This is a genomic window from Nonomuraea sp. NPDC004186 (genome assembly GCF_053603495.1).
On sequence record NZ_JBSGFQ010000027.1, the window covers coordinates 20,299 to 45,698 of the forward strand.

General features: G+C 73.0%; 22 protein-coding genes. 10 read left to right on the forward strand and 12 right to left on the reverse strand.

Annotated elements, in window-relative coordinates:
- Positions 1-7: 7 nt before the first annotated feature.
- The 4 genes from ACWEPL_RS22420 (at position 8) to ACWEPL_RS22435 (ending at position 9,712) form a co-directional block, all read left to right on the forward strand.
- Positions 8-1,519: a glucoamylase family protein gene (locus ACWEPL_RS22420; RefSeq protein WP_363972448.1), complete on the forward strand. Its 1,512-nt coding sequence runs from the start codon at positions 8-10 to the stop codon at positions 1,517-1,519.
- A complete protein-coding gene (locus ACWEPL_RS22425) occupies positions 1,516-3,300 on the forward strand; it encodes a GH39 family glycosyl hydrolase (protein WP_452437351.1) in 1,785 nt (594 codons plus the stop codon). Before ACWEPL_RS22420 ends, ACWEPL_RS22425 begins: the two co-directional genes overlap by 4 nt.
- Before the next feature lie 80 nt (positions 3,301-3,380).
- Positions 3,381-9,443, forward strand: a complete 6,063-nt coding sequence (locus tag ACWEPL_RS22430) for a CHAT domain-containing protein (protein WP_452437352.1) — start codon at positions 3,381-3,383, stop codon at positions 9,441-9,443.
- A 23-nt stretch (positions 9,444-9,466) separates the two neighbouring features.
- Complete coding sequence (locus tag ACWEPL_RS22435; RefSeq protein ID WP_452437353.1) at positions 9,467-9,712, forward strand: SbtR family transcriptional regulator; 246 nt, start codon at positions 9,467-9,469, stop codon at positions 9,710-9,712.
- A 7-nt stretch (positions 9,713-9,719) separates the two neighbouring features.
- Here the strand turns inward: ACWEPL_RS22435 and ACWEPL_RS22440 are convergent, their stop codons facing one another.
- The 6 genes from ACWEPL_RS22440 to ACWEPL_RS22465 form a co-directional block, all read right to left on the reverse strand.
- Positions 9,720-9,986: a hypothetical protein gene (locus ACWEPL_RS22440; RefSeq protein ID WP_363972436.1), complete on the reverse strand. Its 267-nt coding sequence runs from the start codon at positions 9,984-9,986 to the stop codon at positions 9,720-9,722.
- Positions 9,987-10,082: 96 nt separating this feature from the next.
- Positions 10,083-10,538: a hypothetical protein gene (locus ACWEPL_RS22445; protein WP_363972433.1), complete on the reverse strand. Its 456-nt coding sequence runs from the start codon at positions 10,536-10,538 to the stop codon at positions 10,083-10,085.
- Between the two features lie 78 nt (positions 10,539-10,616).
- Positions 10,617-11,165 (reverse strand): GNAT family N-acetyltransferase, encoded by a 549-nt coding sequence (locus ACWEPL_RS22450; protein WP_363972430.1) that lies wholly within the window; start codon positions 11,163-11,165, stop codon positions 10,617-10,619.
- Between the two features lie 43 nt (positions 11,166-11,208).
- Positions 11,209-11,916 (reverse strand): sirohydrochlorin chelatase, encoded by a 708-nt coding sequence (locus tag ACWEPL_RS22455; protein ID WP_363972427.1) that lies wholly within the window; start codon positions 11,914-11,916, stop codon positions 11,209-11,211.
- Positions 11,917-12,079: 163 nt separating this feature from the next.
- Positions 12,080-13,012 carry an SPFH domain-containing protein gene (locus tag ACWEPL_RS22460; protein ID WP_363972424.1) on the reverse strand — a complete coding sequence of 311 codons (933 nt, stop codon included), beginning with the start codon at positions 13,010-13,012 and terminating at the stop codon, positions 12,080-12,082.
- An 85-nt stretch (positions 13,013-13,097) separates the two neighbouring features.
- Positions 13,098-14,438, reverse strand: coding sequence for an MFS transporter (locus ACWEPL_RS22465; protein ID WP_355198201.1), 1,341 nt, complete (start codon positions 14,436-14,438; stop codon positions 13,098-13,100).
- A gap of 93 nt (positions 14,439-14,531) precedes the next feature.
- Here ACWEPL_RS22465 and ACWEPL_RS22470 point away from each other — a divergent pair, with 93 nt between their 5' ends.
- The 5 genes from ACWEPL_RS22470 (at position 14,532) to ACWEPL_RS22490 (ending at position 18,268) form a co-directional block, all read left to right on the forward strand.
- Entirely contained in the window at positions 14,532-15,206 is a 675-nt protein-coding gene (locus tag ACWEPL_RS22470; RefSeq protein WP_350727020.1) for a GntR family transcriptional regulator, read from the forward strand.
- A gap of 10 nt (positions 15,207-15,216) precedes the next feature.
- Positions 15,217-15,591 (forward strand): DUF2203 domain-containing protein, encoded by a 375-nt coding sequence (locus ACWEPL_RS22475; protein WP_350727021.1) that lies wholly within the window; start codon positions 15,217-15,219, stop codon positions 15,589-15,591.
- A 78-nt stretch (positions 15,592-15,669) separates the two neighbouring features.
- Complete coding sequence (locus ACWEPL_RS22480) at positions 15,670-16,671, forward strand: WD40 repeat domain-containing protein (protein WP_363972411.1); 1,002 nt, start codon at positions 15,670-15,672, stop codon at positions 16,669-16,671.
- 5 nt (positions 16,672-16,676) lie between these two features.
- A complete protein-coding gene (locus ACWEPL_RS22485) occupies positions 16,677-17,657 on the forward strand; it encodes a WD40 repeat domain-containing protein (protein ID WP_363972408.1) in 981 nt (326 codons plus the stop codon).
- A 65-nt stretch (positions 17,658-17,722) separates the two neighbouring features.
- A complete protein-coding gene (locus tag ACWEPL_RS22490) occupies positions 17,723-18,268 on the forward strand; it encodes a CGNR zinc finger domain-containing protein (RefSeq protein ID WP_452437354.1) in 546 nt (181 codons plus the stop codon).
- On the opposite strand, the gene ACWEPL_RS22495 is transcribed toward ACWEPL_RS22490, so the two are convergent.
- Entirely contained in the window at positions 18,248-19,555 is a 1,308-nt protein-coding gene (locus ACWEPL_RS22495) for an MFS transporter (protein WP_452437355.1), read from the reverse strand. The two genes, ACWEPL_RS22490 and ACWEPL_RS22495, sit on opposite strands and share 21 nt — an antisense overlap.
- Before the next feature lie 75 nt (positions 19,556-19,630).
- Positions 19,631-20,398, reverse strand: a complete 768-nt coding sequence (locus tag ACWEPL_RS22500) for a VOC family protein (protein ID WP_355198209.1) — start codon at positions 20,396-20,398, stop codon at positions 19,631-19,633.
- Positions 20,399-20,571: 173 nt separating this feature from the next.
- On the opposite strand from ACWEPL_RS22500, the gene ACWEPL_RS22505 reads away from it, so the two are divergent.
- Positions 20,572-21,201, forward strand: coding sequence for an alpha-ketoglutarate-dependent dioxygenase AlkB (locus ACWEPL_RS22505; RefSeq protein WP_363972399.1), 630 nt, complete (start codon positions 20,572-20,574; stop codon positions 21,199-21,201).
- A gap of 16 nt (positions 21,202-21,217) precedes the next feature.
- Here ACWEPL_RS22505 and ACWEPL_RS22510 read toward each other — a convergent pair whose 3' ends face one another.
- The 4 genes from ACWEPL_RS22510 to ACWEPL_RS22525 form a co-directional block, all read right to left on the reverse strand.
- A complete protein-coding gene (locus ACWEPL_RS22510; protein ID WP_452437356.1) occupies positions 21,218-22,279 on the reverse strand; it encodes a WD40/YVTN/BNR-like repeat-containing protein in 1,062 nt (353 codons plus the stop codon).
- A 57-nt stretch (positions 22,280-22,336) separates the two neighbouring features.
- Positions 22,337-23,230 carry a D-alanyl-D-alanine carboxypeptidase family protein gene (locus ACWEPL_RS22515; protein WP_452437357.1) on the reverse strand — a complete coding sequence of 298 codons (894 nt, stop codon included), beginning with the start codon at positions 23,228-23,230 and terminating at the stop codon, positions 22,337-22,339.
- Between the two features lie 97 nt (positions 23,231-23,327).
- The gene (locus tag ACWEPL_RS22520; protein ID WP_452437358.1) at positions 23,328-24,518 is read right to left on the reverse strand and encodes a glycosyltransferase family 4 protein; all 1,191 of its coding nucleotides are present in this window, start codon (positions 24,516-24,518) and stop codon (positions 23,328-23,330) included.
- Positions 24,515-25,360, reverse strand: coding sequence for a sulfotransferase family protein (locus ACWEPL_RS22525; RefSeq protein ID WP_452437359.1), 846 nt, complete (start codon positions 25,358-25,360; stop codon positions 24,515-24,517). The genes ACWEPL_RS22520 and ACWEPL_RS22525 overlap by 4 nt, the downstream gene beginning before the upstream one ends.
- Positions 25,361-25,400: the final 40 nt, after the last annotated feature.

Below are 25,400 nucleotides of genomic sequence, written 5' to 3' on the forward strand. Positions count from 1 at the left end.
GCCCCCCATGCGCAAGACAGTCCTGTCCGGTGTGTTCGTGCTGGCCCTGACGGTGCCGGCCACCCCCGCCCTCGCCGACGCCTCCGCGAACGCCACCCTGCTCCGTTACGCCAAGGACACCTGGCGGTCGATGGCCGCCATGGTGGAGCCGGCCACCGGCCTGCCCGCCGACAAGGTGACCGGCGACCTCGCGACCAGGGCGAAGGTCACCTCGCCCACCAACATCGGCACCTACCTGTGGAGCACCCTCGCCGCCCGCGACCTGCGCCTGATCAGCGGCGGGGACGCCGTCGCCAGGATCGGCAGGGTGATCAAGGCGCTGGAGGGACTTGAGCGGAACACGCCCACCGGCCAGTTCTACAACTGGTACGATCCCGGCACCCTCCAGTTGATCCACACCTGGCCGGAGACCGGCGATCCGGTGCGCCTGTTCGCCTCCAGCGTGGACAACGGCTGGCTGGCCGCGGCCCTGATGATGGTCCGCAACGCGACCCCGCAATACTCCGCCCGCGCCAACCGTCTGCTGACCTCCATGAACTTCGCCTCCTACTACGACCCCGCCGCCCGCCCCGACGCGGGCACCGGCCTGATCCGCGGGGGCTTCTGGCCCGAGCCGCCCGACGGCTGCCACGTCGCGAGCGACTACGCCGGCACCGGCACGACCGTCTACTCGACCTGCCACCACTACGGCGCGCCCGCCGAGACCCGCATCGGCCAGTACGTGGGCATCGCGCTCGGCCAGCTCCCGCGCGAGAGCTACTTCGGCCCGTACCGCACCTTCCCCGACAACGGCTGCGACTTCGGCTGGCAGGACCAGAAGCCGGTCGGCTCGTGGAAGAAGTACCTGGGCGTGAACGTCTGGGAGGGCACGTACGCCTACCGAGGCATGCGCTACGTCCCCAACTGGGGCGGCTCCATGTTCGAGGCCCTCATGCCGGACCTCGTGGTCCCCGAGGCGAAGTGGGCGCCCAAGAGCTGGGGCCGCAACCACCCGGTGTTCGTGCGCGCCCAGATCGAGCACGGCATGAACGAGGCCAAGTACGGCTACTGGGGCTTCTCGCCGTCCAACGACCCGCACGGCGGCTACCGCGAGTACGGCGTGGACCCGCTCGGCATGGACGAGCCCGGCTACACCACCGACCGCGAGCGCACCAGCACCGACCCCGGCTACGAGGGCTGCCGCCCGGCCAAGCCGGAGCCCACGGCCTACGGCGACGGCGTCGTGACGCCGCACGCCAGCTTCCTGGCGCTGCCGTACGCGAAGGACGCGGCCATCGACAACCTGGACAAGCTCCGCCGGAACTTCGACGCCTACGGCCCCGGCGGCTTCTACGACGCCGTCGCCGTCCGCTCGGGGGCCGTGTCCAAGTGGTACCTGGCACTCGACCAGGGCATGGTGATGGCCGCCCTGGGCAACGTGCTCACCGGCGGCGACCTGCACCGCTATTTCGCGGGCTCGGGCGTGGAGGCCAAGCTGCGCCCGGTAATGGAAATCGAGGAATGGAACGTCACTTCATGAACATGGCTGCCCACCGCGACTGGCAGGAGCGCATCGGCCAGGAGTCCGGTGCGATCACCCCGGCCTCCCGGCCCGAGCTGCCGGCCCCGACGGGCCTGTCGGCGGTCCCGGGAGCGGGCCAGGTGACGCTGACCTGGGACGCCGTGCCCGGGGCCATCGGCTACGTGGTGCACCGGGACGGGTCGCCGGCCACGCCGCCGGACGTGGACGTGCCCGCCGTCCCGTCCTGCCGGTACGTGGACACCGGACACGGAGCGGCGTCCTACCAGGTGGCCGCCGTCGCCGCCGTGGACCACGCCGGCCCGCTGTCCGAGCCCGTCCAGGCCGCTCCGCTCGAAGGGCCGGCCGGGCTGTCGGTCCACGTGGACGCGGGGCGGGTGACCCGCGAGCTGCCGCGCCCGTGGGCGTACATGGTGGGGTCGGAGCACCTGTCGCACCTGCTGAGCACCGACGAGAGCGGCGGCCGGCCCATCGGCGAGGAGCTGGCCGAGGCGCTGCGCGTCATGCGTGACGAGCTCGGCGTCCAGACGGTCAGGGCCCACGCCATCCTCTGCGACGACCTGGGCGTCTACCGCGAGGTCGACGGTCAGGCGGTCTACGACTTCAGCCGCGTGGACGAGGTCTACGACAAGGTCGTGGCGCTGGGCCTGCGGCCGATCGTGGAGCTCAGCTACATGCCGCGCGACCTGGCCGCCGACCCCTCCAGGACCGTCTTCGGCTACGACGCCGTCGTCTCGCCGCCGAAGGACTTCGAGGCGTGGAGCGACCTGGTCAGGGCGCTCGTGGAGCACCTGGCCGAGCGGTACGGGATCCACGAGCTGATCGACCACTGGGCCTTCGAGGTCTGGAACGAGCCGAACCTGGCCGTCTTCTGGACCGGCACGCCCGAGGAGTACTTCCTGCTCTACGACGTCACCGCCGCGGCCGTGAAGAACGTCCACCCGGACCTGCGCGTCGGCGGCCCCGCCTCGGCGGCCGACGGCTGGGTGGAGGAGCTGCTCGCGCACGTCGAGGAGTCGGGCGCGGCGCTCGACTTCGTCTCCAGCCACACCTACGGCAACGCGCCGCTCGACTGGCGTCCCGTCCTGGCCAGGTACGGCGTGGACGTCCCCGTCTGGTGGACCGAATGGGGGCCCACGCCCACCCACTTCCACGGCATCGGCGACGGGCCGTTCGGGGCGGCGTTCCTGCTGCACGGCATGAAGTCGGCCGCCGGCCGGATCGCCGCGCTGTCGCACTGGGTGGCCTCCGACCACTTCGAGGAGCTGGGCCGGCCGCCGCGGCTGTTCCACGGCGGGTTCGGCCTGCTGACGGTCGGCAACCTGCGCAAGCCCCGCTTCCACGCGCTCACCCTGGCCTCCCGGCTGGGCGACGCGGAGCTGGCCGCCACGCTCGACGGCGACGTGGCCGGCGTCGAGGCGTGGGCGGCCCGGCACGAGGACGGCAGGATCGGCGTGCTGGTCTGGAACGGCACCCTCAACCACGCCCAGGCCGACGGCGCCCCCGAGCTCACCCGTACGGTGTCCCTGACCGTCGACGGGCTCGCCGGCGGGGAGTACACGGTCACCCACCACCGCATCGACCGCGACCACTCCAACGTGCAGGCGGCCTGGCAGGCGATGGGCGGCGGCGACTGGCCGGCGGACGAGGAATGGGACAAACTTCGCACCGCCAACACCCTGGACGAGCTGACCTCTCCGGCCACGGTCGCCGGGAGCACGGTCACCCTCGAGTTCGATCTGCCCATGCCGGGCGTGTCCTTCATCGAGCTGACACCGTAAAGAGCGATACCGTACGGGGCGATGTGGAGGTCTGAGGCACGGTTCTGTACGGGCGCGCACGCCGGTGAGAGCCTGTGCCCATGACCGAACCGGCTCGGGCGCTGGCCGCCCGCATCGAGCGGTTCGAGCAGGCCGCGGATCCCGGCCTGATCTGGGATCCCGCGGCGCTGGTCGAGGCCGAGCAGGCGATGCGGGCGTGCGCCGGCGACCGGACCGACGCCGTCACCTGGCGCCTGATCGGCATGCTCCACCTGGCCCGCTACCGGCTGGACCAGCGGTTCACGCAGGACGCGGCGGTGGCGGGCACGTACTTCGCCGCCGTGGCCGTGGTCGATCCGGCGCGGCTCCCGGAGCGGCTGCGCGGCTCGAACGTGCCCCCCGGCGACTCGGCCGAGACGTGGGCGGGGCTCGTCGAAGAGGTGTTCCAGCACGTGGACCCGTCGGCGTACCCGCACGTGGGGCTGCTGATCCACGCCCTCGTGCGGCGCGCCATGGCACAGCCGACGACGGAGGTGGCCGACCGGCTCGGCGAGCTGCTGTTGCGGCAGTCGACGGGCTCGCCCGACCCCGCGTGGGCGCCCGGCGCGCTGGCGCTGCTCGGTGACGGGCTGGTACGGCTGTTCGGGGCCACGGGGGAGCTGGAGGTCGTCGACGACGCCGTGCACGTGCTGTTCAGGGCGGCGCTGGCGGAGCCGGCGTACGTGGACGAGCTGGGCACGGCGCTCGGGCTGGCGGCGTTCGGCGACGAGGAGCTGGCCGGGGCGTACGTGGCGGCCGCGCAGGCGCCGCCGGCCGGCCAGGACCGGTCGCAGGCGCTGCTGGCGCTGGTGGAGCTCACCTGGGCACGCTCGACCGGGTCGTACGCCGACCGCGACCTGCTGGCGTTCATCCGGGTCGGGCAGTGCGCGCTGGACTTCTGGCACGAGAAGTGGGCCCATCCCGGCGTGCTGGCGCCGTACGCGGCCGGGCTGGTCGAGTGGTTCGTCGTCACGGGGGACGAGCGCTCGCTCGAGGCCGGGACGGAGATGCTGGAGGCCCTGCACATCACGCCCGGCGAGACGGCGCGCGGGCTCGGCGCCGACCCCGTCGTGCGGCTCGGGCTGCTGGGAGACCGCCGCTGGAACCGGTACGGCGTCACCGGCGACTCCGACGACCTGGAGACCGCCATCGAGGTCATGCGCGAGGCGGCCGGCCAGGCTCCGCGCGGGCACCCCGACCGCGCCAGGCTGCTCGCCAACCTGGCGAACGCGCTGCTCAGGCGGGCCGTCGTGACCGGCGGGGACCCCGCGGAGCCGATCGCGGCCGCGCGCGCCGCGCTCGCGGCCCACGGGGAGCGGGACCCGGCCAGGCCCAGGGTCCTGATGCTGCTGGGCCAGGCGCTCAAGCTCGACCTCGACGCCGGGCACGCCGACGAGGCGATCGCCGCGTTACGCGAGGCGCTGGCGGCCGGTGAGCGGCTGTCGCCGCGGGCGGAGGCGTACGGGCTCGTCTCGGAGGTGCTGCGCTGGCGGGCCGCGCGCTCGGGACGGGTGGAGGACCTGAACGAGGCGGTGGCGTCCGCGCGCCAGGGCCTGGAGGTGGCCGTGAAGTCCGCCCAGGACCCGGCGCCCGCGCAGCGGGTGCTGTGCGGGGCGCTGCTGGCGCGCTTCTCGGCGCAGGGCGACCCGGGGGACCTGGGGGAGGTGCTCGAACTCGCCAGGGAAGGGGACCCGGAGCTGCTGTCGCAGCTCGGCGCGGCCCTCGACGGGACGCCGGTGCCGGACGAGCGGCTCGCGGGGGTCGCGACCGAGCTGGCGCTGGCCACGCGGAACGACGAGGTCACGGTCGAGCTGCTGCGTTACGCCGAGCGGCAGGCCGAATCGCCCGGCGAGTTCCTGCTGGAGTCCGGGCTGCGGCTGGCCTCGCTCGGGCGGCTGCGGGTGGCCTGCGCCGTGCTGGGGCGTTCGGCGGAGGCGTTCGGCTCCGGCTTCGAGGAGGGGGCTCGGACGGCGTACGCGCTGGCCGAGCAGGGGCGGGCTTATCAGGAGCTGGGCGAGCTGGGCTCGGCGCTGGAGTCGTTCGCGCGGTCGGCGGCCGGCTACGGCTCGCTGGGCGAGGTCCGGGCCGAGGCGCTCCAGCTCGGCAGCATGGGCGTCGTGCTGCTCAGAGCCGGCGACCCCGTCCGCGCGCTCGAACACCACCACCGCGCCATCGCCCTGTGCGAGAGCGCCGGGCTGGCGGCGGAGGAGGCGGCCCAGCAGGGGCACGCGGCCGAGGCGTTCCTGGCCGCCGGCGACCCGGACGGCGCCGTGGCCTGCGCGGTCCAGGCCCGTGAGCTCTATCGGGAGCTGGGCGAGACCGTGCCGGCCGCCATGGCGCTCGTCCACGCCGCCCGGGCGGCCGTCGACCAGGACGACCTCACCGCGGCCGCGGAACGCATGGCCGCCTGCGCCATCGAGCTGGAGGCCGCCGGGGCGTGGGAGGACGCGTGCCGGGCGCTCGACGCGCACGCCGTCCTGCTGGTGGAGCGCGGTCACCCCGGGCAGGCCGCCGCCTGCGAGACCCGGCTGGTGGAGATCGTGCGGCGCAGGGGCGAGCGGCGCGAGCCCGCCGACGAGTGGTACCGCATCGCGGGGCGCCGCCGGGGCCGTGGTGACTCCGACGGTGCCCGGACGGCCTTCGAGCTGGCCGAGCGCGAGTACGAGTCGCTCGGCCACTACGACGGGGCCGCCTCGGCGCGCTACAACCTGGGCGCGCTCTCGTACGCGGAAGGGGATCCAGAGCGGGCGCTGGAGGAGTTCGGGGCGGCGGCGGAGGCGTTCGCCAGGCTGCGTGCCCCGGTCAAGGAGGCGTCCGCGCTGACCATGCGCGCCTCCTGCCTGACCGCGCTCGAACGCTACGACGACGCGCCGGCCGATCTGGAGCGGGCGCTGGAGCTGGCCGCCACCGAGGGGGACGCGGGGGCCGTCCTCGTCGCCATACTGGGGCGGGTGGCGCTGGACCTGCGGCTCGGCTCGTGGGACGAGGCGGCGGAACGGCTGAACTCGGCCCTGGGGCTGTCGGCCGGGGACCCGCTCAAGGAGGCCGTCGTCCGCGACCGGCTGGCCGCGCTGGCGGCCCGTACCGGGGACCTGGACGCGCAGGTGGAGGCGCTGGAGTTGGCGGTGGCCGGATTCCACGCCGGTGACCAGCCCCGGCTGGCGGCGCTCACCTCGATCAAGCTCGGCTTCGCGCTGGAGGAACGCGGCGAGTTCCGCCGCGCCCGAGCCGCCCTCGAAGCCGGCCTTGCCACCCTCACCCCACCACCCACGCCTCCCGACCGACCCGCGCCTTTCGACCGGCCCGCATCCTTCGACCCGCCCACACCCCTGGGCCCGGCGTCGTCCGGCGGCTCGGGGGAGCGCGGCGGCTCCGCGCAGGCCGGCGGAGCGTTTGAGCTCATCGCGGTCATGGGCGGGGGCCTGGACGCGGAGCTGCTGTCGCGCCTGGCTCGCATCCAGCTCACGCTCGGCGAGGCGACCCGCGGCCACGCGACCCTGAACCAGGCGATCAGAGCGGCGGACGGCGACCGGGCCGAACGGCTGGAGACCTGGCTCCGCATCGAGGAGGCGGAGGCCGCCGGCGACCTGGAGACCGCCCGAGCCCTCGCCGAGCAGACGCTCGCCGCGAACCCCGTCAACGGCCGCCCCCTCGCCTCCGACTACCACTCGTTCCTGCTGGTCAAGCTCTCCTCCTTCTGCCGGGCGCTGGGGGACCTGGAGGCCGCCCGCGCGTACGCCGCCCGCGGCTACGAGCTGCGCGACGCCCTCGTGATCGACCACCTGCGCAACCTCGGCGCGGCGGCCCGGGACCTGGGCCGCCTGGACGAGGCCGCCGGCCACCTCACCGAGGCGGTCGCCCTGGCCCGCGACTCGGACGCCGCGCTTCCCGCGGACCTCGTCCAGGCGCTCGACCTGCTCGGTCGCGTCCGCGCCGACCAGGCCCGCTGGGCGGAGGCCGCACATGCCTTCGACGAGGGGCTGGAGCTGCTGTCCTCGCCGGTCTGGCGCGCGCTGCGGGCCCCGTTGCTGGCCGGACGGGGCGCGCTCCACCTCAAGCTGGGCGAGCTGGCCGAGGCCGAGGCTCTCTACCGGCAGTCCATCGCGATCGTGGAGGAAGCCGGTTCCCGGACGGACCTCGCCGACAGCTACGCCGACCTGAGCCTGGTGTGCGCGCTGCGGGACTCGACGGACCAGGCCAGGCTCTTCGCCGAGAGGGCCCTGGACATCGAACACGCCCGCGGCCGGACCCGTGGCGTGGTTCTGGCGCTCATCCTGCTCGCCCGCCTCGAGGACTCCTCCCGCGCCGAGGTCGACCTGGCGGAGGCCGCGGCCCTGGCCCAGGAGATCGGATATCGGGCAGGAGAGGCGCTCGCCCTCGGCCGGCTCGGCGCGCTGTACGTGGCCACCACCTCCTACGCCCGCGCCCACCGGCACCTGTCGGAGGCGATCGGGCTGCTGGAGGAGCTCGGACACGAGCTGGAGCTGGGGATCGCCCTGCATAACCGCTCCGTCGCCGCCGAGCATCTGGGGGACCTGCCGAGCGCGCTCGCCGACGCCGAACGGGCCTGCGACCTGGGCCACGCCTCCGGCCGCGACCGCGCGATCCGGCTCGCGGTACGCCTGGGCCGCGGCCTGGCCGCCTGGCGGCACCTGGAGCACGCCAAGGCCCACACCCTGACCACCCACCTCGGCCACCGCCGCTGGCCAGGGCAGGCGGGGCGTTGGTCCGAGCCCGTGGGGGATGGTGATGACGACCGGTTCGGCGCGGTGGGGGGTGGTGGCGAGCGCTGGTCCGAGCCGGCGCGTCAGGGTGAGGAGTCCTGGCCCTGGACGGTCGAGGACCGGCCGACCGCCGCCGACCTCAGCCATCGGCGCTGGCCCGTGCCCGACGGCGTGCCCCCGGAGCTCGTGGAGGCGGAGCGGCGCGGACTCGACACCACGCGGACGCTCAGGTCGGCCGCTGGGAACACCCGGGACCCGTCGGAAGCCGCGACGCTGCTCGGACGCGCCCGCACCGCCGAGGCCGAGGTGGAGGCGCTGTGGCGGCGGATGGAACCCCTCGCCCCCGGCTACGTCGCCCTGCACCGGGACCCGCCGCTCGACCAGCTCCACCTCGACGCCCTCGTCACCCCAGAAGGCAGCCCGGGCAGCGGGATCGCCGTGGTCGGCTTCCACGTCGGCGAGGAGAGCGTGACGGTGCTCGCCCACCGCACCGGCTGGTCCGAGCCGCGCGCCTTCCCCACCACCGTCGGCCACGACCTGCTGGCCGACTTCACCGCCACCACCGTCGGCCGCCGTCCCGGGCTGCTGGACATCGAGGCGCGCCGCCACCGCGCGGCCGTCTGGCGCCGCCTGGCCGACCTCCTGCTGTCAGACGTCCTCGACGCGCTCGGCGACGACCTGGACCACCTCTACCTGGTCCCGCACGCCGAGCTGCACCGGATCCCGCTCCACGCGCTGGCCCCGGACGGCCGCTCGCTCCTCGAACGCGCCCTCGTGACCTACGCCCCCTCCGTCGCCGCCCTGACCCGCCTCACCCGGCGGGGCCCCGCGACGGGCACCCGGTCACTGGTGCTCGGGTACACCCCGGATCCCGAACCCGAGGCCCGCGGCGCGCTCGAAGCGGCGGCGCGGGACGCCGGCGCCCTGCTGGACGCCCCGCCCCACACCGGTCCGGCCGCCACCGCGACCCGGCTCCCCGGCACCTGGGACGTGGTGCAGCTGTCGTGCCCGGGCGTGTTCGACCCGGACGACCCGTTCGGCTCGGGCATCGGGCTCGCCGACGGCCTCCTGACCGGCAGGCGGCTCATGAGCATGGCCGTGGACGCCCGGCTCGTCGTCCTCGGCTCCCACGAACGCGACCCCACGCCGGGTGGCGGCGACGACGTGGCCGCCCTGGCCCACGCGTTCCTCCACGCGGGCGCCAGGTCCGTGCTCCTCCCGCTCTGGCCGGTCTCCGACGAGGTCACCAGGGCCCTGATGCGCGACGTCCACACCAGGCTGCGCTCCGGCATGGGCCCGGCACGGGCGCTGCGGGAGGCCGTACTGGAGCTGCGCGACCTCTACGGCCCCGCCGAGCCCGACCTGTGGGCCCCGTACGTCCTGGTGGGCCTGCCCTCCTGACGAGCGGGCGAGCAGCCTCTACGGTGGGACGCAGCAGAACGCGAGGGGGACGATGGACAGCCGGCGGCCGACTCGCGCTGGACCTGCGCCGGGCCTTCGCCGAGTTGCTCGCGCGGGCCCAGGAGGCCGGCACCGTCCGGGCGGACGTGGACGCCGAGGACGTGCAGGCCGTCGTCGTCGCGGCGATCACCGCCGAGCGGCATCGCGCCGACCCCGAACGGCCGGGGCGTATCGCCGCTGTGGTGCTCGACTGCCTGCTGGTCGCGTAGGACCGGCTCAGTCGCCCAGCCATTTCGAGTCCGGCATGAGCGTGGCCGCGACCAGGTAGCCGAAGAAGCCGATGGCCAGGCCCACCGCGTACGCTCCGAAGACCTCGGGGGTGCCCACCAGCGCGGTCACCGCCCCACCGCCCACAGCGGCCAACACTGGAGCCAGCACCGCCGCGAGGTCGGACAGGCCCGCCGCGCCCTGCCTGCGGCGCAGCGTCCCGTACGTGATCCAGCCGATCACCAGCCCGAAGCAGATCGCGCCGAGCACGGCCATGCGAGGACCTCCTCGTGGTCAGCCGCAACCGTGTCGCGCGGCGGCGGCCCGTGGGTCTGATAGCCGTTCACGATCGCACGAGGCGCGCCCGCCTGGCTAGAGGTAGCTCCTGGTCGCGCTCACCAGATCGGGGGTGGCGTCGCGGGTGTCGAAGTAGAGGGCGGAATCGGGGGTGCGCTCGCGGACATCCTGGTCGCGGATCGCGAACACGGCCGGGACCACCCCCACGTCGCCGTAGCGGCCGGTGACGGCCTCGCCGATCGCCCGGCGTACGTCGCCGACCACGTCACGCGAGGTGTGGCCGGGACCGGAGGCGGCGAGATAGCCCAGCATGCCCGCGAAGCGCAGCTCCGCCTCGGCCGCCGGGCGCTGCTCGGGCAGCACGGGACGGTCCAGCCAGAACACCTTGCCCGCGAGGAACGCCTCGTAGTCGTCGCCCTCGTGGCGGAGCACGCGCGCCGTCTCGGCGAGCAACTCCCCGAACTCGGCCAGCTCCGACTCGGGCGGCAGATCCGTGGTGACGAACAGGGGCACGATCAGCGCGTCGAGCATTGGACTATCCCTCCGTGAGGAGGCTCATCGTAGGACCCGCGACCGACAATCCCGGGTCACGCCACTCTCCGTGGCGGTCTAGCGTTCGGTCCACTCGTCCTGTAACGCCGAGTGCACGATCGAGTCGCGCCACCCGTTCGGCGTGTGCACGTGGTGCCGGATGCGGCCTTCCTCGACCATCCCGGCGGTCAGCATGGCGAGCTGGGCGGGTAAGTTCGCCGGGGAACGGGCGCCCCAGACGCGGTGCAGCCCGAGCTGTTTGAAGCCGAACGACAGTAACAAGCGCACGAGGTCCGTGCCGACCCCGCGTCCCCACTGGTCGGGGTGGAGGCCGAAGCCGATCTCGGCGCTGTGCGGGTGGTCGGCCTCGATGTGCAGGCGGGCCACCCCGATCACGTCGCGGCGGGCCGTGTCGATCACGGCCAGCACGTACAGGCGGCGTGGTTCGGTCGCGGCCGCCTCCTGGGCCTGGGCGACGAGCCCCGCCACCTCGGCCAGGCTGCGGGGCGCGAACGGCATGTGCTGCGTGGCCGTGGTGTCGCCGTAGACCGCGTGCAGCGCGGTCACGTCGGCCTCCGCGACGTCACGGAGGCCGAGCCGTTCGCCGTTGTACACCACCCGCCGCATTTGCAGACGGTAACGCGATTCCTGTGATCTCTACAAGCCCATGTCAAGTGGCGAGTTGACTCCCGTAAGCCCGCGCCACAAGCTCGGCGACGGCGCTGTGCGCGCCGAGCGGCTCCGCGTGCCCGGCATTGATCGAGGCGGCGGCCTGCTCGACGATCCCCGTGGAGGCCTCGTGGCCGATCATGCAGGGCGCGATGGCCAGGCGCTCGGCGCCCGCCGCGCGCAGCCGCTGGGCCGCCATCGCGATGCCCGGCTCGCTGTCGAGCGAGGCCGAGACGACCGGCAGCGTGAGCCTGGAGGCCAGGAGCACCGCCGTGGCCTGCACCGCGTGCACCGCGCGCTCCCCGCCCACCGTGGCCATGATGACGGCGTCCACGGGGCTGGAGACGTTCAGCAGCCGTACGCGGTCGGCCCTGGCCAGGCCGCGCTCGGCGAGCCTGATGTGCAGGGCCTCGGCCAGCAGCGGGTGCGGGCCGAGCGCCTCGGTGACGACGGCGCCGCTGCCGCCGGCCGCGACCGCCTTGCCGATCTCAGCCAGGACGACCGGATCGTCCCAGGTGAGCAGCGGCACGATGACGGCGTCGCGGCCGGAGGGCAGGGAGTCCGCCAGGTCGGTGACGCTCGTCAGCCGCACCTCGATCTGCGGGTGGTCGAGGCGGACCACGGCCGCGATCTCTTCGGCCACGCCGGCCGCCGCGCCGGGGGTGGCGAGCACGAGCATGGGGGCGTCCGGCGGCAGGGACGTGGGCACGGGACGGCGGTGGCGACCGCCGCCCGGCCGGGGGGAACGTTCACGTACAGGCAGGCTCACAGCCGCGCAGTTTATGCGTATTAGGTGGAGGTTGCTCTGTGAATAGGTGGCGATTCCGTCACAACCCAGACGCTGCGCGCAAAAAGAGTCAACCACATCTTGACTACCGCGACGGAACCACGACCGACTGGGGATTCCCGGGGGCGTACACCGTGATGCCCTGCGGCAGCGATTTGAGCTTCTCGATCTCCGCGCACGCCGGGCACTTGTCGTAACCGTCCTGCCTTGCCCGGTTCGCGTCAGCCTCCGCCTTGGCCTGGGCGACCTTCGCCTGCGCCTCGGAGACGGCCGCCGAGGCGGCCAGCGAGCGGTCCACGGCCTGCTGCACCTCGCCCGGCAGCGTCACTTTGGCCAGTGTGAAGCGCAGCCCGGTGAGGAAGTCGCCGCCGAGCGTGGCCGGCAGGTCGCGGGTCAGCGAGGCGTCGACCGCGTTCTGGACCTTGACGATGTTGGCGTTGCTGTCCTGCGGCTTGAGCGTGGAGCTCTCCAGCAGCGAGCAGGACGGCACGAGCTCGGCGCAGCGCATGGCTCCGATCTGGCCGCGCAGCGCGTTGTCGATCACGGGGCGGACCGCCTGGCCGAAGAACGCCGACCAGCCCTCGTCGCCGTCCCACGCGTAGAGCGAGCGGTCGTCCTGGGCGCGGAAGGTGCGGGTGCCGTACTTGTCGTCGAACGTCTTCAGCGTCTGATGGTCCAGGTTCAGCGTGAAGTAGAGGGTGCCTTCGATGCCGAGGTTCACCCCGTCGCTGCTGGGCACCGTCACCACGTCCACGCCGAGCGTCGTGGCCCGCTTGGGGTCGGCGGTGATCGTGTAGAAGCGCTGCTGCGCCGGGTAGAGGTGGGTGGACGACCACATGCCGGTCCAGGTCAGGCCGGAGCCGGGGTTGATCACCTGGCGTACCTGGTTGTCGTCGAGCGGGCCGCCGTCGCGGATGACGGCCACCTCGCCGCCGCCGGTGCTCTCCAGGCCCCCCAGGCCCCCGATGAGCAGGGGGACGGCGATGAGCGCGGCGATGACGATCAGGGCGATTCTCATCAGTACCCCTTCCGCGCGGGCGGCGTTGGCAGCCGCCGCCCGCGGCTTCTCGCGGCGTTTTCCGGCTGAGCTCAGAGCCTCCGGCTCAGGCGAAGGGTCCCACCTGGCCGGGCAGGGAGGCTTTGGCCTTGGGGCCGGGGTCGGGCTGCGCGGCCAGGTCCAGGTCGCGGGTCTCCGGGGCGATGGCCAGGCCCAGGGCCGTGACCGCCAGGGCGACCACCACGTAGATCGACACCGCGACCGTGGTCTGGTACGTGTCGAACAGGCTGAGGGCGATGATCGGGGCCAGGGCGCCGCCGACGATGCCCGCCACCTGATAGCCCATGGAGGCGCCGCTGTAGCGCAGCCGCGTGCTGAACAGTTCGGCGATGAAGGCCGCCTGCGGCCCGTACATGGCGGCGTGGGTGACGAGCGCGACCACGGCGGCCAGCGCGATCAGCGGGAACGATCTGGTGTCGAGCAGCGGGAAGAACGCGAACGCCCACACCGCCGCGCCCACCACGCCCGCGAAGTAGACCGGCCGCCGCCCGAACCGGTCCGACAGCGCGCCGGCCAGCGGGATCAGCACGAGCTGCAGCGCCGACCCGATCAGCACCGCGTTGAGCGCGTACGAACGCGGCAGCTTCAGCACCGTGGTGAGGTAGACGATGATGTACGCGGTGAACGTGTAGAAGGCCACGTCCACCCCGATCCGCGCGGTGAAGGCGGACAGCAGCGCCCGCGGGTGCGTACGCAGCACCTCCAGCAGCGGCATCTCCGCCTTGGCGCCCTGCTCCTTGACCTGGGCGAACAGCGGCGACTCGGTCACCCGCAGCCGCACCCACAGGCCCACGAACACCAGCACGCCCGACAGCAGGAACGGCACCCGCCAGCCCCACGACAGGAACGCCGCGTCGGACAGCGTGAACGACAGGAGCGTCAGCAGCCCGGTGGCCAGCACGTATCCGGCGGGCACGCCGACCTGCGGCCAGCTCGCGTTGAAGCCGCGCCGCCGCCCGTCGCCGTGCTCCAGCGACATGATCACCGCGCCGCCCCACTCGCCGCCGAGCCCCAGGCCCTGCACGAACCGGAGCGCCGCCAGCAGGATCGGCGCGAGCACGCCCGCGCTCGCGTAGCCGGGCAGCACGCCGATGAGGAACGTCGAGACGCCCATCACCAGGAGCGTCACCACCAGCACGGTCTTGCGCCCCGCGCGGTCGCCGAAGTGGCCGAACACGACGCCGCCGAGCGGCCGGGCGACGAACGCCACGGCGTTGGTGGTCAGCGACGCCAGCGTCGCGTTGAACGGGTCGAGCGCGGGGAAGAACAGCTTGGGGAAGACCAGGGTCGCCGCCGTGGTGTAGAGGAAGAAGTCGTACCACTCCAGCGACGTTCCGATCAGGCTGGCGAGGATCACCCGCCGGGTCTGTTGCGCGGAGCCTGTCATTCGATCGCTCCTTGTTCGTCTAGGGGGTCCTCTTCAACATAAGAATCGTTGAACAATTCGACAAGAGGTTTGCTCCATGATTCGCTGTCAAATGTGGATAACGTGGTTGCCGATCTCGCTCAGGACCGCCCCAGGCTGGGCCGCAGCAGCACCGCGGAACGGGTGGCCGACATCCTGCGCGACCGCATCAGCGAGGGCTTCTTCCGTCCTGGGCAGCGGCTGTCGGAGGAGTCGATCTCGGAAGGGCTCGGCGTGTCGCGCAACACGCTGCGCGAGGCGTTCCGGCTGCTCGGCCACGAGCGGCTGCTCGACCACAAGCTCAACAGGGGCGTGTTCGTCCGGCTCCCGTCCGCCGAGGACGTCGCCGACCTCTACCGCGTGCGCCGCGTGCTCGAAGGGGCGGCCGTACGGCGCGGCCCGGCCCCCGAGGCGCTGGCCGTGATCAAGGAGGCCGTGCTCGACGCCGAGCGCGCCGCCGAGCAGGACGACTGGCAGGGCGTCGGCACCGCCAACATCCGCTTCCACCAGGCGCTCGTCTCGCTGAACGAGAGCCCCAGGATCGACGAGGCCATGCGCCAGCTCCTGGCCGAGCTGCGGCTGGTCTTCCACGTGATGGAGAACCCGCGGGCCTTCCACGAGCCGTTCGTCGACCGCAACCGGACCCTGCTCGGGCTCCTCGAGTCGGGGCGGCCCGAGAAGGCCGCCGCGTACCTCGACGACTATCTCGACCACGCCGAACGGCTGCTCATCGAGGCGTACACGCCGTAACGTCTGTGGCATGGACCGGATCTTCACCCTTGACGAGGCCCGCGAGCTGCTTCCCGGCGTCATGCGTGACGCCCGCGAGGTGATCGCCGCCCGCGCCGACCTGGCCGAGATCGACTTCGACCGGCGGGCCACGGGGAGCTCCCCGCTCGGCGGCCTGCCCGAGATCAAGGGGCTGCAGGCCCGCATCGAGGAGATCCTCAGCGGGTGGAACGAGCGGGGGATCGAGGTCAAGGGCATCGCGCCGGTGCTGGTCGACTTTCCCGCCGTGATCGACGGGGTGTCGGTGCGGCTGTGCTGGATCGAGGGCGAGCCGGAGCTGGCCTGGTACCACCGTACGGAGCTCGGCTTCGCGGGCCGCCGCCCGCTGGACCCCGGGAGGGAGTGAGCCGCAGCCGTGGCCGATCTGTGACCAACCGGTCACGTCAAGCGGGTGTCTAACGGGGTGAGCGAAAGGATCACACCGATGAGGCACCCCTCAGCGACCGCGGCCCTGCTGGCGTCGGCGGTCATCGGCGGACTGGGGCTCTCGCCCGGCGCCGCCCACGCCCAGTCGAAGTCCCCGGAGGCCCGCGCCGCCTGGGTCAAGACCTGCACCCACAAGAAGGACGACCTCGACTACCCCTGCGGTCACTGGCAGCTGATCATGCGCGACGGCCGCAAGGTCGCCGTGCCCGGCGCGGCCACCTCGCAGATCGACGCCAAGGGCAACGAGGTCCACGACACCGTCACGTTCGCCATCAGCGCCGACGGCCGCGTGATGGCGTACGAGCGCAAGAGCGACCACCGCCTGGTCGTCCAGCCGATCGCGGGCGGCCCGGCCAGGACGCTGCCCAAGGCGGCGGTCCCCAAGGGCGTCGGCACCTCCGACATCGGCGTCTACCTGTCGCCCAAGGGCGACACGGTCGTGATCGACTACGGCGACGAGCCCGTCCGCCTGCCCGCCAAGGTCATCACGGTCGCGACCGGCAAGATCACGACGCTGCCCCTCGGAGAGGGCATGGGCGGGTTCAGCGGCGACGGCGACGAGGTGCTGACCAAGCGCTACCTGAGCGACAACACGCTCCGCCTGACCGCGCGCCGGCTCGGCGGCGCCTCGGTCAAGGCGACCCCGCCCCAGCTCGTCGCGAACGCCCCCACGCTCGCCCTGGCCCCCGACGGCCGGACGGTGGCCGTGTTCACCTCGGGCAACGCCGACACGAAGAAGCCGCCGAGGGTGCGGACCTACGACCTGGCGACCGGGCAGCTGTCCGGCGGCGCCGACCTGCCGCTCTCGCCCGGCGTGCCGCCGGACCTCGCCTGGTGGGGGCCGGACGGCCTGCTCCACGCGGTGGTGGAGAGCGGTGACGTCGGGGAGACGGCGGTGATACGGGAGCTCACCGTCGATCCCGACTCCGGGGCGCTCAACCGGACCGGCCGATACACGATCAGCAAGACCAGGTACGCCTATGTGAAGGCGGGGGAGTGAACGACATGAAAGCCAAGATCTTCGCGGTCCTCGCGGCCGCCGTCGTCGCGGTGCCGGGGGGCGTCGCGTACGCGGAGCCGCACGCGCACGCGCAGGCACATCGGGGGCACGACAGCGTCCGGTACGCCGCCATCAAGAGCTGCGGCAAGGACGGGGACGCCAAGCCGTGCGGCGACTGGCGGCTCGTCATGCACGACGGCAGCCAGAGCATGCTGCACGACGCCCAGACGGTCGCGCTCGACGTGAAGGGCAAGAAGCTCGTGTACGCCTCGGCGCCCATCGCGGTCAGCGGCAACGGCCAGCGGATCGCGTACCTCACCAAGACCGGCAAGCTGGCCGTGCGCACGCTCGGGGGCGGCGTCAAGCTGTTCGCCAAGGGCGCGCTGCCCCGGGTGGACCAGAACAACATCACCCTGCGCCTGTCCGACGACGGCGCCCGGCTGGCCGCCGTCATCTCCGGCGAGAAGGTCCAGAGCACGCGCGTGTTCGACACCGCCACCGGCGGCCGGCTCGGCTCCGTGCCGGGCAACCTGACCGTGCTGGGCTTCAGCGGCGACGGGGACGAGGTGCTCACCAGCGCCGACGGCGACGAGGGCGTCACCGACCTGGCCGTCTACAGCGACACCGGCGAGCAGCTCGTACGCGGCACGCCGCCGCAGGTCGTGTCGTCCAACTCGCCGCAGGCGCTGTCCGCCGACGGCCGCACGGTCGCGGCCCTCGTGGCGGGGAACAAGCCGCAGCTCGTCCTGTACGACATGCAGAGCGACCAGGTCGTCGGCCGTAAGAAGCTCAACCTGCCGGCCGGGGACGTCGACATGGTCGACTGGACCGGGGACACCCAGGTGACCGTCCACCTGGTCCAGTACCAGGAGAGCGGCAACAAGATGACCATCGTCCAGATCGACACCGAGACGGGCGCGGTCAAGGTCCGGGACCGGTATCGGATGCTGAAGGGCATGTTCGTCTTCGCGGCGTGCGGCGGCTGACGCGGCGCGGGGCCCGGGGAGGCGGCGGGGATTCCCCGGGCCCGCACTGGCATAACCTTCTCGAGATGGAGGTTCACTCGACCAAGGCGATGGCCGCCAGGGCCGTCGACCTGTGCGTGGCACTGCTGCACGAACGGCCGTCCGTCGAGTCGGTGTCGCGGGTCCTGCGCGACCACGGGGAGAGCGGGGACCTCGACCTCGGTGAGGCCGACGTGACGGCGATGCGGGCGGCGGCGGCGCGGCTGCGCGAGGTCCTGGGCGCGGCCACCGTCGGCGAGGCGGCCGACCTGCTCAACCGGCTGCTCGCCGGATCGGCCCGAGCGCCCAGACTCACCAGCCACGGGGGCACGACGAGCTGGCACGTGCACGTCGACAGCGAGGACGACGCGCCGTGGGGGGAGTGGTTCCTGGCGTCGTCGGCGATGGCGCTGGCGGTGCTGCTGGCCGACCATCAGCGCATTCCGGGCGGGCTGTGCGCCTCTCGGGGGTGCGGGCGGCCGTACCTGGACCTCGGGGGCGGCAGCCCGCGACGCTACTGCAGCACCCGCTGCGCCACCCGCGAACGCGTCGCCGCCCACCGCTCCCGCACCTCACCGCCCGCCTCGGGCTGAGCGCGACGCTTCTCCCGGGGATCCCTTGTCGCGGCGCCCGGCCGTGAGTACGGCCACGGCGACGGCCTGCAGCACAGCCCCCGCCACCAGGGCCGAGCTCGCCGAGTACGCCGCCAGCGGTCCGGCCAGCGCGGACCCGATCGCGAACGAGGTGATCTTCAGGCTGGCCCCCGTGGTGAACACCTGGCTGCGCAGGCGGGCCGGCGCCTCGCGGTGCCGTACCGAGAACAGCGCGGTGAGCTGCGGCCCCTCGCCCGCTCCCGCCACCGCCGCGGCGACCACCGCAGCCCAGAACGTCCCGGCCCCGGCCGCCAGCGCCATCCCCGCGCCGAGCACCGCCGTCCCCCGGACCAGGACGCGGTCCCACCGCCGCACCCGGCCCCACGCGGCGATCACCGCGTTCGCGGCCAGCCCGGACGCGGCGGTGACGGCCAGCAGCAGCGCGCCGTGGCCGCTCTGGCCGGTGAGCTCGGCGCCGAGGACGGGAGCGGACACGACCAGCATGGCCAGGCCGCAGCACGAGACCGCGGACCCGGCCGTCGCCCGGCGCAACGTCGCGTTCCGCCAGATGACGGCGAACCCCTCGATCAGCTCCACCCGAATCGCCCGCCCGCGACCGGCCGCGCCACCGTCGCCGGGCGAGCCGGGCGAGCCGGGTGCGGCGGGCGAGCCGGGTGCGGCGGGGTGAGCGCACGCGGTGGCGGGCGAGGCGGGTACGGCGGCGGGTGCGGCCGAACGGGCTCGTACGGGAGGCAGGCTCCAGGCGGCCGGCAGCGCGGCGACGAGCAGTCCGGCGCACACCAGGACCGTCGCGGTGCCTCCGCCCGCGCTCGCCACCAGCCCCACCACGGCGGGACCGGCCAGCCCGGCCACGTTGTAACTCATGGAGTCGAGCGCGTTGGCCCTGCTCAGGCGTTCGGGACCGGCCACCCGGGGCAGTTGCGCCGTCCAGCCGCCGGTCAGCGCGGGCCCCAGCAGCCCGGCCACGACCGCCACGCCGATCAGGGCCGCGTCCGGCACCCGGCCCAGCCCGTACAGGACCAGCAGGAGCCCGGTCGCGTACCCGAGGAGGCAGCACGCGAGCAGCCGCCCCGGCCGCCGCGCCCGGTCGAGCAGCACCCCGAGCAGCGGCCCTCCGAACGCGGCCGAGACGGTCAGCCCTGCCAGCAGCCAGGACGCCGTCAGGGGAGACCCGGTGACGGCCAGCCCGGTGACCAGGAGCGCGGGCCCGGACATCTCGTCCCCGGTGCGCGCGGACACCGCACCGGCCATGTAACGGTATAACACGGTGAAGACGTTACAGGACGGCGAGCGCGAGCCGGCCCGGCCCGTGCGCCGCGCGGACCGGGCCTGTGGCCGGGGTCAGGCCGAGCTGGTGATGACCGCGAAGCGGGCGCCGTAGGGGTCGGCGAGGAAGGCCATGCGCCCGACTTCCTCCACGTCCGTCGCGGGAGCCCGCAGCGTGCCGCCGAGCTGCTGCGCCAGCGCCGCCGTGGCGTCGCAGTCGGGCACCTCGAAGTACGGCAGCCAGTGCGGGCTGTCACCGGGCTGGAGCTGGACGATCCCGGCCATCGCCGAGGCCTCACCGCCGTCGGCGGGTGAGACGACGGGGTAGGAGATGTCGCCCATCGGCAGGTCCTCGACGCGCCAGCCGAAGACCGACTGGTAGAAGGCCCGGATGCCGGCGGGGTCGGGAGTGTAGAGCTCGATCCAGCCGAGCGAGCCAGGCTTGGTGACCATGCCGAGCCCCTTCGTCCGGCCCGGCTGCCACACCGCGAACGCGGCCCCCGTGGGGTCGGCGAAGACCGCCATGCGGCCCTGGCCCTCGACATCGCTCGGCGGGAAGAGCACCGTGCCGCCCGCCTGCTCGATCGTCTTGGCGATCACGTCGACGTCGGGCACCTGGAAGTACGTCAGCCACGCCGGGGTCCAGCCCTCCTGCGTCACCTCGCTGATCCCGGCGACCGTCTTGCCGTCGACCTGGCAGAAGCGATACTGCATGTACTCGGGGCCCAGCGTGACGGACTCCCAGCCGAACAGCCCCGTGTAGAAGACGTTCGCCGCCTCCGCGTCGGGGGTGTTGACCTCGATCCAGCAGGGGGCTCCCGGCAGGTAATCGGTGGTGAGCATGGCCTGCTCCTTCGTGTGACGAAGCGATGGGTGGCCTCTTCGCCTCACGGTGCGGGCTGAGGGCGGCGATGCCACTCGTATCCGGCGATTGCCAGCCTCGCACGACCCCTCGGCAAAGGCGAGCCGACACCCCAGTCGAATGCGTGTTTGAACAAAGGCATACACTTGACCGCATGACAGCCTCGTTCCAAGCATCTCTGCTCGGCCTCGACGAGGAGCTCGGGGTCGGGCCACTCGGCGTCACGGTCCGCAGGACACACCTCGACCACGGCGCCTGGATCGACCTGCGGCCGGGCTGGCTCACGGGAGCCGACACGCTGTTCGAGCGGCTGGCCGGGACGGTGCCGTGGCGGGCGGAGCGGCGGCGCATGTACGACCGGGTGGTGGATGTGCCGCGGCTGCTGAAGTTCTACGACGAGGACGAGACCCTGCCGGATCCGGTGCTCGAGGACTGCCGCCGGGCCCTCGACGATCACTACGGTGCGGAGCTGGGGGAGCCGTTCCGTACGGCGGGGCTCTGCTTCTACCGCGACGGGCGCGACAGCGTGGCCTGGCACGGCGACACGATCGGGCGGGGGAGCACCGAGGACACCATGGTGGCGATCATCTCGGTCGGCACCCCCCGCCCGCTCCTGCTCCGGCCCCGCGGCGGAGGGCCGTCCATCCGGCGGGATCTGGGACACGGGGATCTGATCGTGATGGGCGGGAGTTGCCAGCGCACGTGGGAGCACGCGATCCCGAAGACCTCCCGCCCGGCGGGGCCGCGCATCAGCATCCAGTTCCGCCCCCGCGGCGTACGCTGACACCCCCCCTACGCGGTTATCGGAGGGTCAGACGGGCGAGGCGGCCCTGGTCGCCGGAGGCCCAGCAGGAGAGGTCGCGGGTGCAGGACACCGTGTCGAACGATCCGTTGTCGAAGGTCTCCCAGGCGCGCCCGCCCGACCACGTCACGTCGCTGCCCGAAGGCCCCACCGCGATGGCGGCGAACGGCAGGTGGGGGAGCCACGCCACGCCGGAGCGGTAGGCGGGCGGCGGGGTGGTGGCGGGTTGCCAGGTGGTGGCGCCGTCCCGGGTGAGGGCGGCGGCGCTGGGGGAAGGCTGGTCGGGGCGGTAGTCGCCGCCGACCGCGAGGCCGTGGTGACGGTCGCGGAAGGCCAGGCCGAAGACGCCGCGGGCCGGGTCGCCCGCGGGGATCGGGGTGTCGGAGACCGTCCAGGTGCGTCCGCGGTCGCCCGAGTGGAACACCCGTGACCGCTCCGCCCCGCCGGTGGCCAGCCAGGCGTCCCGGCCGCCCGCGGTGACCAGGCACTGCCCGCTCGCCGCGAACCCCGCCTCGCCCGTCAGCGCCTGCGGCATCCCGTCGGCCGGCAGCACCCGCCAGCTCCGCCCGCCGTCGTCCGTGGCCAGGATCCGGAACCTGCCGTCCACCGGGTCGCTCATGGCCAGCCCGTGCCGCCGGTCGAAGAAGGCCAGGCAGTCGTAGAAGGCCCGGGGCTCGTCGTTCCTGAACGTCTCCGTCCACGTGCGCCCGCCGTCCTCCGTCCGGTAGACGCGCGAGTCCGTACCCTCCCCGATCGACAGCGCCACGGCCCTGCGCTCGTCGAACGCCTCGATGTCGCGGAACTGGAGCGCGGAGGTGTCGGGCGGGGAGACGTTCTGCCAGCTCCGCCCGCCGTCGACGGTCCTCAGCACGGTGCCGCCCGAGCCCGAGGCCCACACCACGTCCCGGCTGACGGGCGACAGGCCGCGCAGGCGCGCGGTCACCCCGGTCTCCTTGAGCTCCCAGCCGAGCTTGGGGGTTCCGGCGTGGGCGGCGGGGACCGGGGCGGCGAGTACGGCGGCGGCGGCTGACAGCGCACTCAACGCGATTCGAAGCTTCATGTCGGGCAAACTAGTCCAAAGGATCAACACCGTCCATGGTGTCCGCCCGGGCTTCGGTCAGGCGGACTCGCGGGCCGCACCCCACGACAGCAGCGCCTCCGCCGTGTCGAAGCGGCGGCTGGAGTCCGACTCGCCGAGCAGCACGCCCACCAGCGTGTGGCCGCGCTTCTCGCCCGCGAACGCCAGCGTGAACCCGGCCGCCCGGGTGAACCCGGTCTTCAGCCCGATCGCGCCCGGCGTCCCGAGCATCTTGTTGGTGTTGCGCCAGCTGTACGAGCGGTGCTCGGAGGTGGCGTCCAGCGAGTGGTACCGGGTCCCGGCCACTTCCTTGATCAGCGGCACCAGCACGGCCTTGGCCGCCAGCATGCTCTGGTCGCGGGCGGTGGAGTAGCCGTCCCCGCCGCGCTTGGGCAGGCCGTCGGCGTTGACGTACTCGGTGTCGTTCATGCCCAGCTCGCGGGCCGTGGCGTTCATCTTGCCGACGAAGCCGCCGACGCCGGGGCCGTAGGTGCGGGCGAGCGCGTGGGCGGCGTCCGCGCCGGAGGGGAGCATGAGGCCGTACAGGAGCTCGCCGACGGTGAGGCGGTCGCCGGGCCGCAGGTCGGCGGTGGTGCCGCCGCCGTCCTCCGCGTACTGGACGTCCTCCCGCTTGACCTGCACCACGTCCGTGGGCTTGGCGGTCTTCAGGACGACGTACGCGGTCATCATCTTGGTGACGCTGGCGATCGGGAGGCGGTCGTCGGCGTTCTTGCTGAACAGTTCCTTGCCGGACGAGACGTCCATCAGGTAGGCGGCGCTGCCGTACACCGAGGGCGCGTCCTGCTGGACGGCGTGGACGGGTCCAGCGGCGGGCGCGGCGGCGGGGGCGCTGGCGTGTGCGGGTGCGGTGAGCCCCGTGACCAGGGCAAGGGCACCTGCCGCAGCGGCCAGGTGGGCTTTCCGGATACGCATCGCTCCAGATTGCCGCGCCCTTTGAGATGCTTTTGCCGAAATGGGCGATATTTCGTGACAAAGGGCGCGGAAAGCCCGGCCATGTCGAAGGAATCGGTCAGGTAAATCTTTTCCCGGACGTCCAGAAGTTGTCGGCCACGCGCTCACCCGCCAGCAACTCCGAGAACAAATCCTCCCACAATGGCATCACCAATTCAGGCGCGTACGCACGCGACGCTTTGTGCGCCGCCTTCCCCATCCGCACCCGCAGCTCCCGGTCACCCATGACCCGGCTCAGCGCGGCGGCCAGCGCGTCCACGTCCCGCGGCGGCACGAGCACGCCGTCCACCCCGTCCGTCAGCACGTCCCGGGGCCCGGTCGGGCAGTCGAAGGCGACCACGGGCAGCGCGTGCGTCATGGCCTCGATCATCACCATGGGCAGGCCCTCGAACCGGGAGCTCAGCGCGTACACGGAGGACTCCGCCAGCTCCCTGTCCAGCCGGTCGGTGCGCCCGGCCAGCGACACGTGCTCGCCCAGCCCGAACCCGTCGATGAGCCCCTGCAACTGGCCCTTGCGCGGCCCGGTGCCGAAGATGCGCAACCGCCATTCCGGATGTTCCCGCACCACCTGCGCGAAGGCCGTGATGAGCAGGTCGAACCCCTTCTGCGGCACCAGCCGCCCGGCCGCGACCACGACGGGATTGACCTGCTGGGAACGTTCCTGGTCGGCCTGATGGGCCGCGTTCGGGATCTGCACGATGGGGGTCGAGGGCAGCAGGCGCTGGTACTCGAGGCGGTTGGTGCGCGTCAGCACGGTGACCGCGTCGAACCGGCCGTAGTGGCGGGCGATCTCCCTGCGGATGGTGTCGGGGTACGCCGACAGGTTCATGTGCTCCTGGGCGACCCTGACGACGTCCTTGGCGGCGCGGCGGGCGGCGATCAGGTTCAGGGCTGGCCTGGTGGTCACGAGGACGCCGTCGCGCAGGCCGGAGACGTACTCCATCGCCGCCCACTCCACCCGCTCGGTGAAGTAGTCGGCCGCGAACTCGCCCCTCGGCACGATCTGGCCGCGTACCTTTCGCCAGGCCCGGCGCCCGAACGAGTCCGGCACCCTGCCGCCGCGCTGGTCCACAAGCGCGTTGATCCCGACCCGCGGGTCGAGCGCGAACTGGGGGGTGTCGCGCCGCCGCACCAGGCTGACCAGCTCGACGTCGTGGCCCGCGGCGGCCATCGCGTTGGCCTGGTTGACGACGGTGCGGATGGTGCCGCCCATGCCGTACGCGTGCAGCATGAGGTAGCGGATCTTCACGTGAGGTACCCCCAGGTCCGGCACATGGGTTTCAGCGCGTCCGGGACCTGGTCCGCGGAGGGGAGCTCCCGCGCGGGCTGCACGGCGCCGGAGCGGATCTTGTCGCGCCAGTCCCCGAGGCCCTTCTCCAGGACGGACTGCTTCCCGTAGGCGAGCATCCCCGCTTCCCACTCCAGGCCCAGGAAGTCGCAGATCTCGCGGGTCACCTTCTCCGGGTCGGCGCTCAGCTCCTCGTACCTGACGGTCAGGCCGGGCAGGGCTGACCTGGCCCGTTGCACGGCCTTCATGTACCGCAGCGCGTCCAGCGCGGCCTCCTCGGGGGTGCGCCTGTCGGGGCTGGCCTCGTGCCAGGACGCGGCGATCGAGGCGGGGTGGCGGAGCAGGAAGACGAAGCGCGCGTCGGGCCAGCAGGCGGCGATGCGCTGGTAGGCGAAGGCGTTCGCGGGGGTCTTGTCCACGATGAACCGTTTGCCGCTGCGTACCAGCTCCCGGTGCAGGACGCGGTCCCACAGCAGATGCTCCAGATCGGCCTGGTTGTGCCCGAGGGCCGCCATCGCCTTGGCCGCCAGGCTCGTGTCGAACTGCACGCGGAGGCGGCGTACGTGCAGCTCGTGAGGGGCGTGCAGGGCGGAGTGGGCGTTCAGAATCGCGCGCAGGAGCGTCGAACCGGACCGCACGGGGGACAGGAGGAACACGGGGGAGTCGAGCAACCGGTCGGTCACCGGATCCGCGGGCGGTCTGATCTCGGGAACGGGCTGGGGAGGAGCCGCTTTTCCTACACGTTCGATCTGGAATCCGGTGAACCTGACCAGCGCTTTGTTCATTTTGCGCTGCCAGTTCATGCCGAGGGAGACTACCCATCGTTCCTGGCAATTCCCTGGC

Coding starts and splice junctions, on each gene's coding strand:
- ACWEPL_RS22420 (WP_363972448.1), top strand. CDS start 8: ATGCGCAAGACAGTCCTGTCCGGTGTGTTCGTGCTGGCCCTGACGGTG.
- ACWEPL_RS22425 (WP_452437351.1), top strand. CDS start 1,516: ATGAACATGGCTGCCCACCGCGACTGGCAGGAGCGCATCGGCCAGGAG.
- ACWEPL_RS22430 (WP_452437352.1), top strand. CDS start 3,381: ATGACCGAACCGGCTCGGGCGCTGGCCGCCCGCATCGAGCGGTTCGAG.
- ACWEPL_RS22440 (WP_363972436.1), bottom strand. CDS start 9,986: ATGGCCGTGCTCGGCGCGATCTGCTTCGGGCTGGTGATCGGCTGGATC.
- ACWEPL_RS22445 (WP_363972433.1), bottom strand. CDS start 10,538: ATGCTCGACGCGCTGATCGTGCCCCTGTTCGTCACCACGGATCTGCCG.
- ACWEPL_RS22450 (WP_363972430.1), bottom strand. CDS start 11,165: ATGCGGCGGGTGGTGTACAACGGCGAACGGCTCGGCCTCCGTGACGTC.
- ACWEPL_RS22460 (WP_363972424.1), bottom strand. CDS start 13,012: ATGAGAATCGCCCTGATCGTCATCGCCGCGCTCATCGCCGTCCCCCTG.
- ACWEPL_RS22465 (WP_355198201.1), bottom strand. CDS start 14,438: ATGACAGGCTCCGCGCAACAGACCCGGCGGGTGATCCTCGCCAGCCTG.
- ACWEPL_RS22475 (WP_350727021.1), top strand. CDS start 15,217: ATGGACCGGATCTTCACCCTTGACGAGGCCCGCGAGCTGCTTCCCGGC.
- ACWEPL_RS22480 (WP_363972411.1), top strand. CDS start 15,670: ATGAGGCACCCCTCAGCGACCGCGGCCCTGCTGGCGTCGGCGGTCATC.
- ACWEPL_RS22485 (WP_363972408.1), top strand. CDS start 16,677: ATGAAAGCCAAGATCTTCGCGGTCCTCGCGGCCGCCGTCGTCGCGGTG.
- ACWEPL_RS22490 (WP_452437354.1), top strand. CDS start 17,723: ATGGAGGTTCACTCGACCAAGGCGATGGCCGCCAGGGCCGTCGACCTG.
- ACWEPL_RS22500 (WP_355198209.1), bottom strand. CDS start 20,398: ATGCTCACCACCGATTACCTGCCGGGAGCCCCCTGCTGGATCGAGGTC.
- ACWEPL_RS22505 (WP_363972399.1), top strand. CDS start 20,572: ATGACAGCCTCGTTCCAAGCATCTCTGCTCGGCCTCGACGAGGAGCTC.
- ACWEPL_RS22510 (WP_452437356.1), bottom strand. CDS start 22,279: ATGAAGCTTCGAATCGCGTTGAGTGCGCTGTCAGCCGCCGCCGCCGTA.
- ACWEPL_RS22515 (WP_452437357.1), bottom strand. CDS start 23,230: ATGCGTATCCGGAAAGCCCACCTGGCCGCTGCGGCAGGTGCCCTTGCC.
- ACWEPL_RS22525 (WP_452437359.1), bottom strand. CDS start 25,360: ATGAACTGGCAGCGCAAAATGAACAAAGCGCTGGTCAGGTTCACCGGA.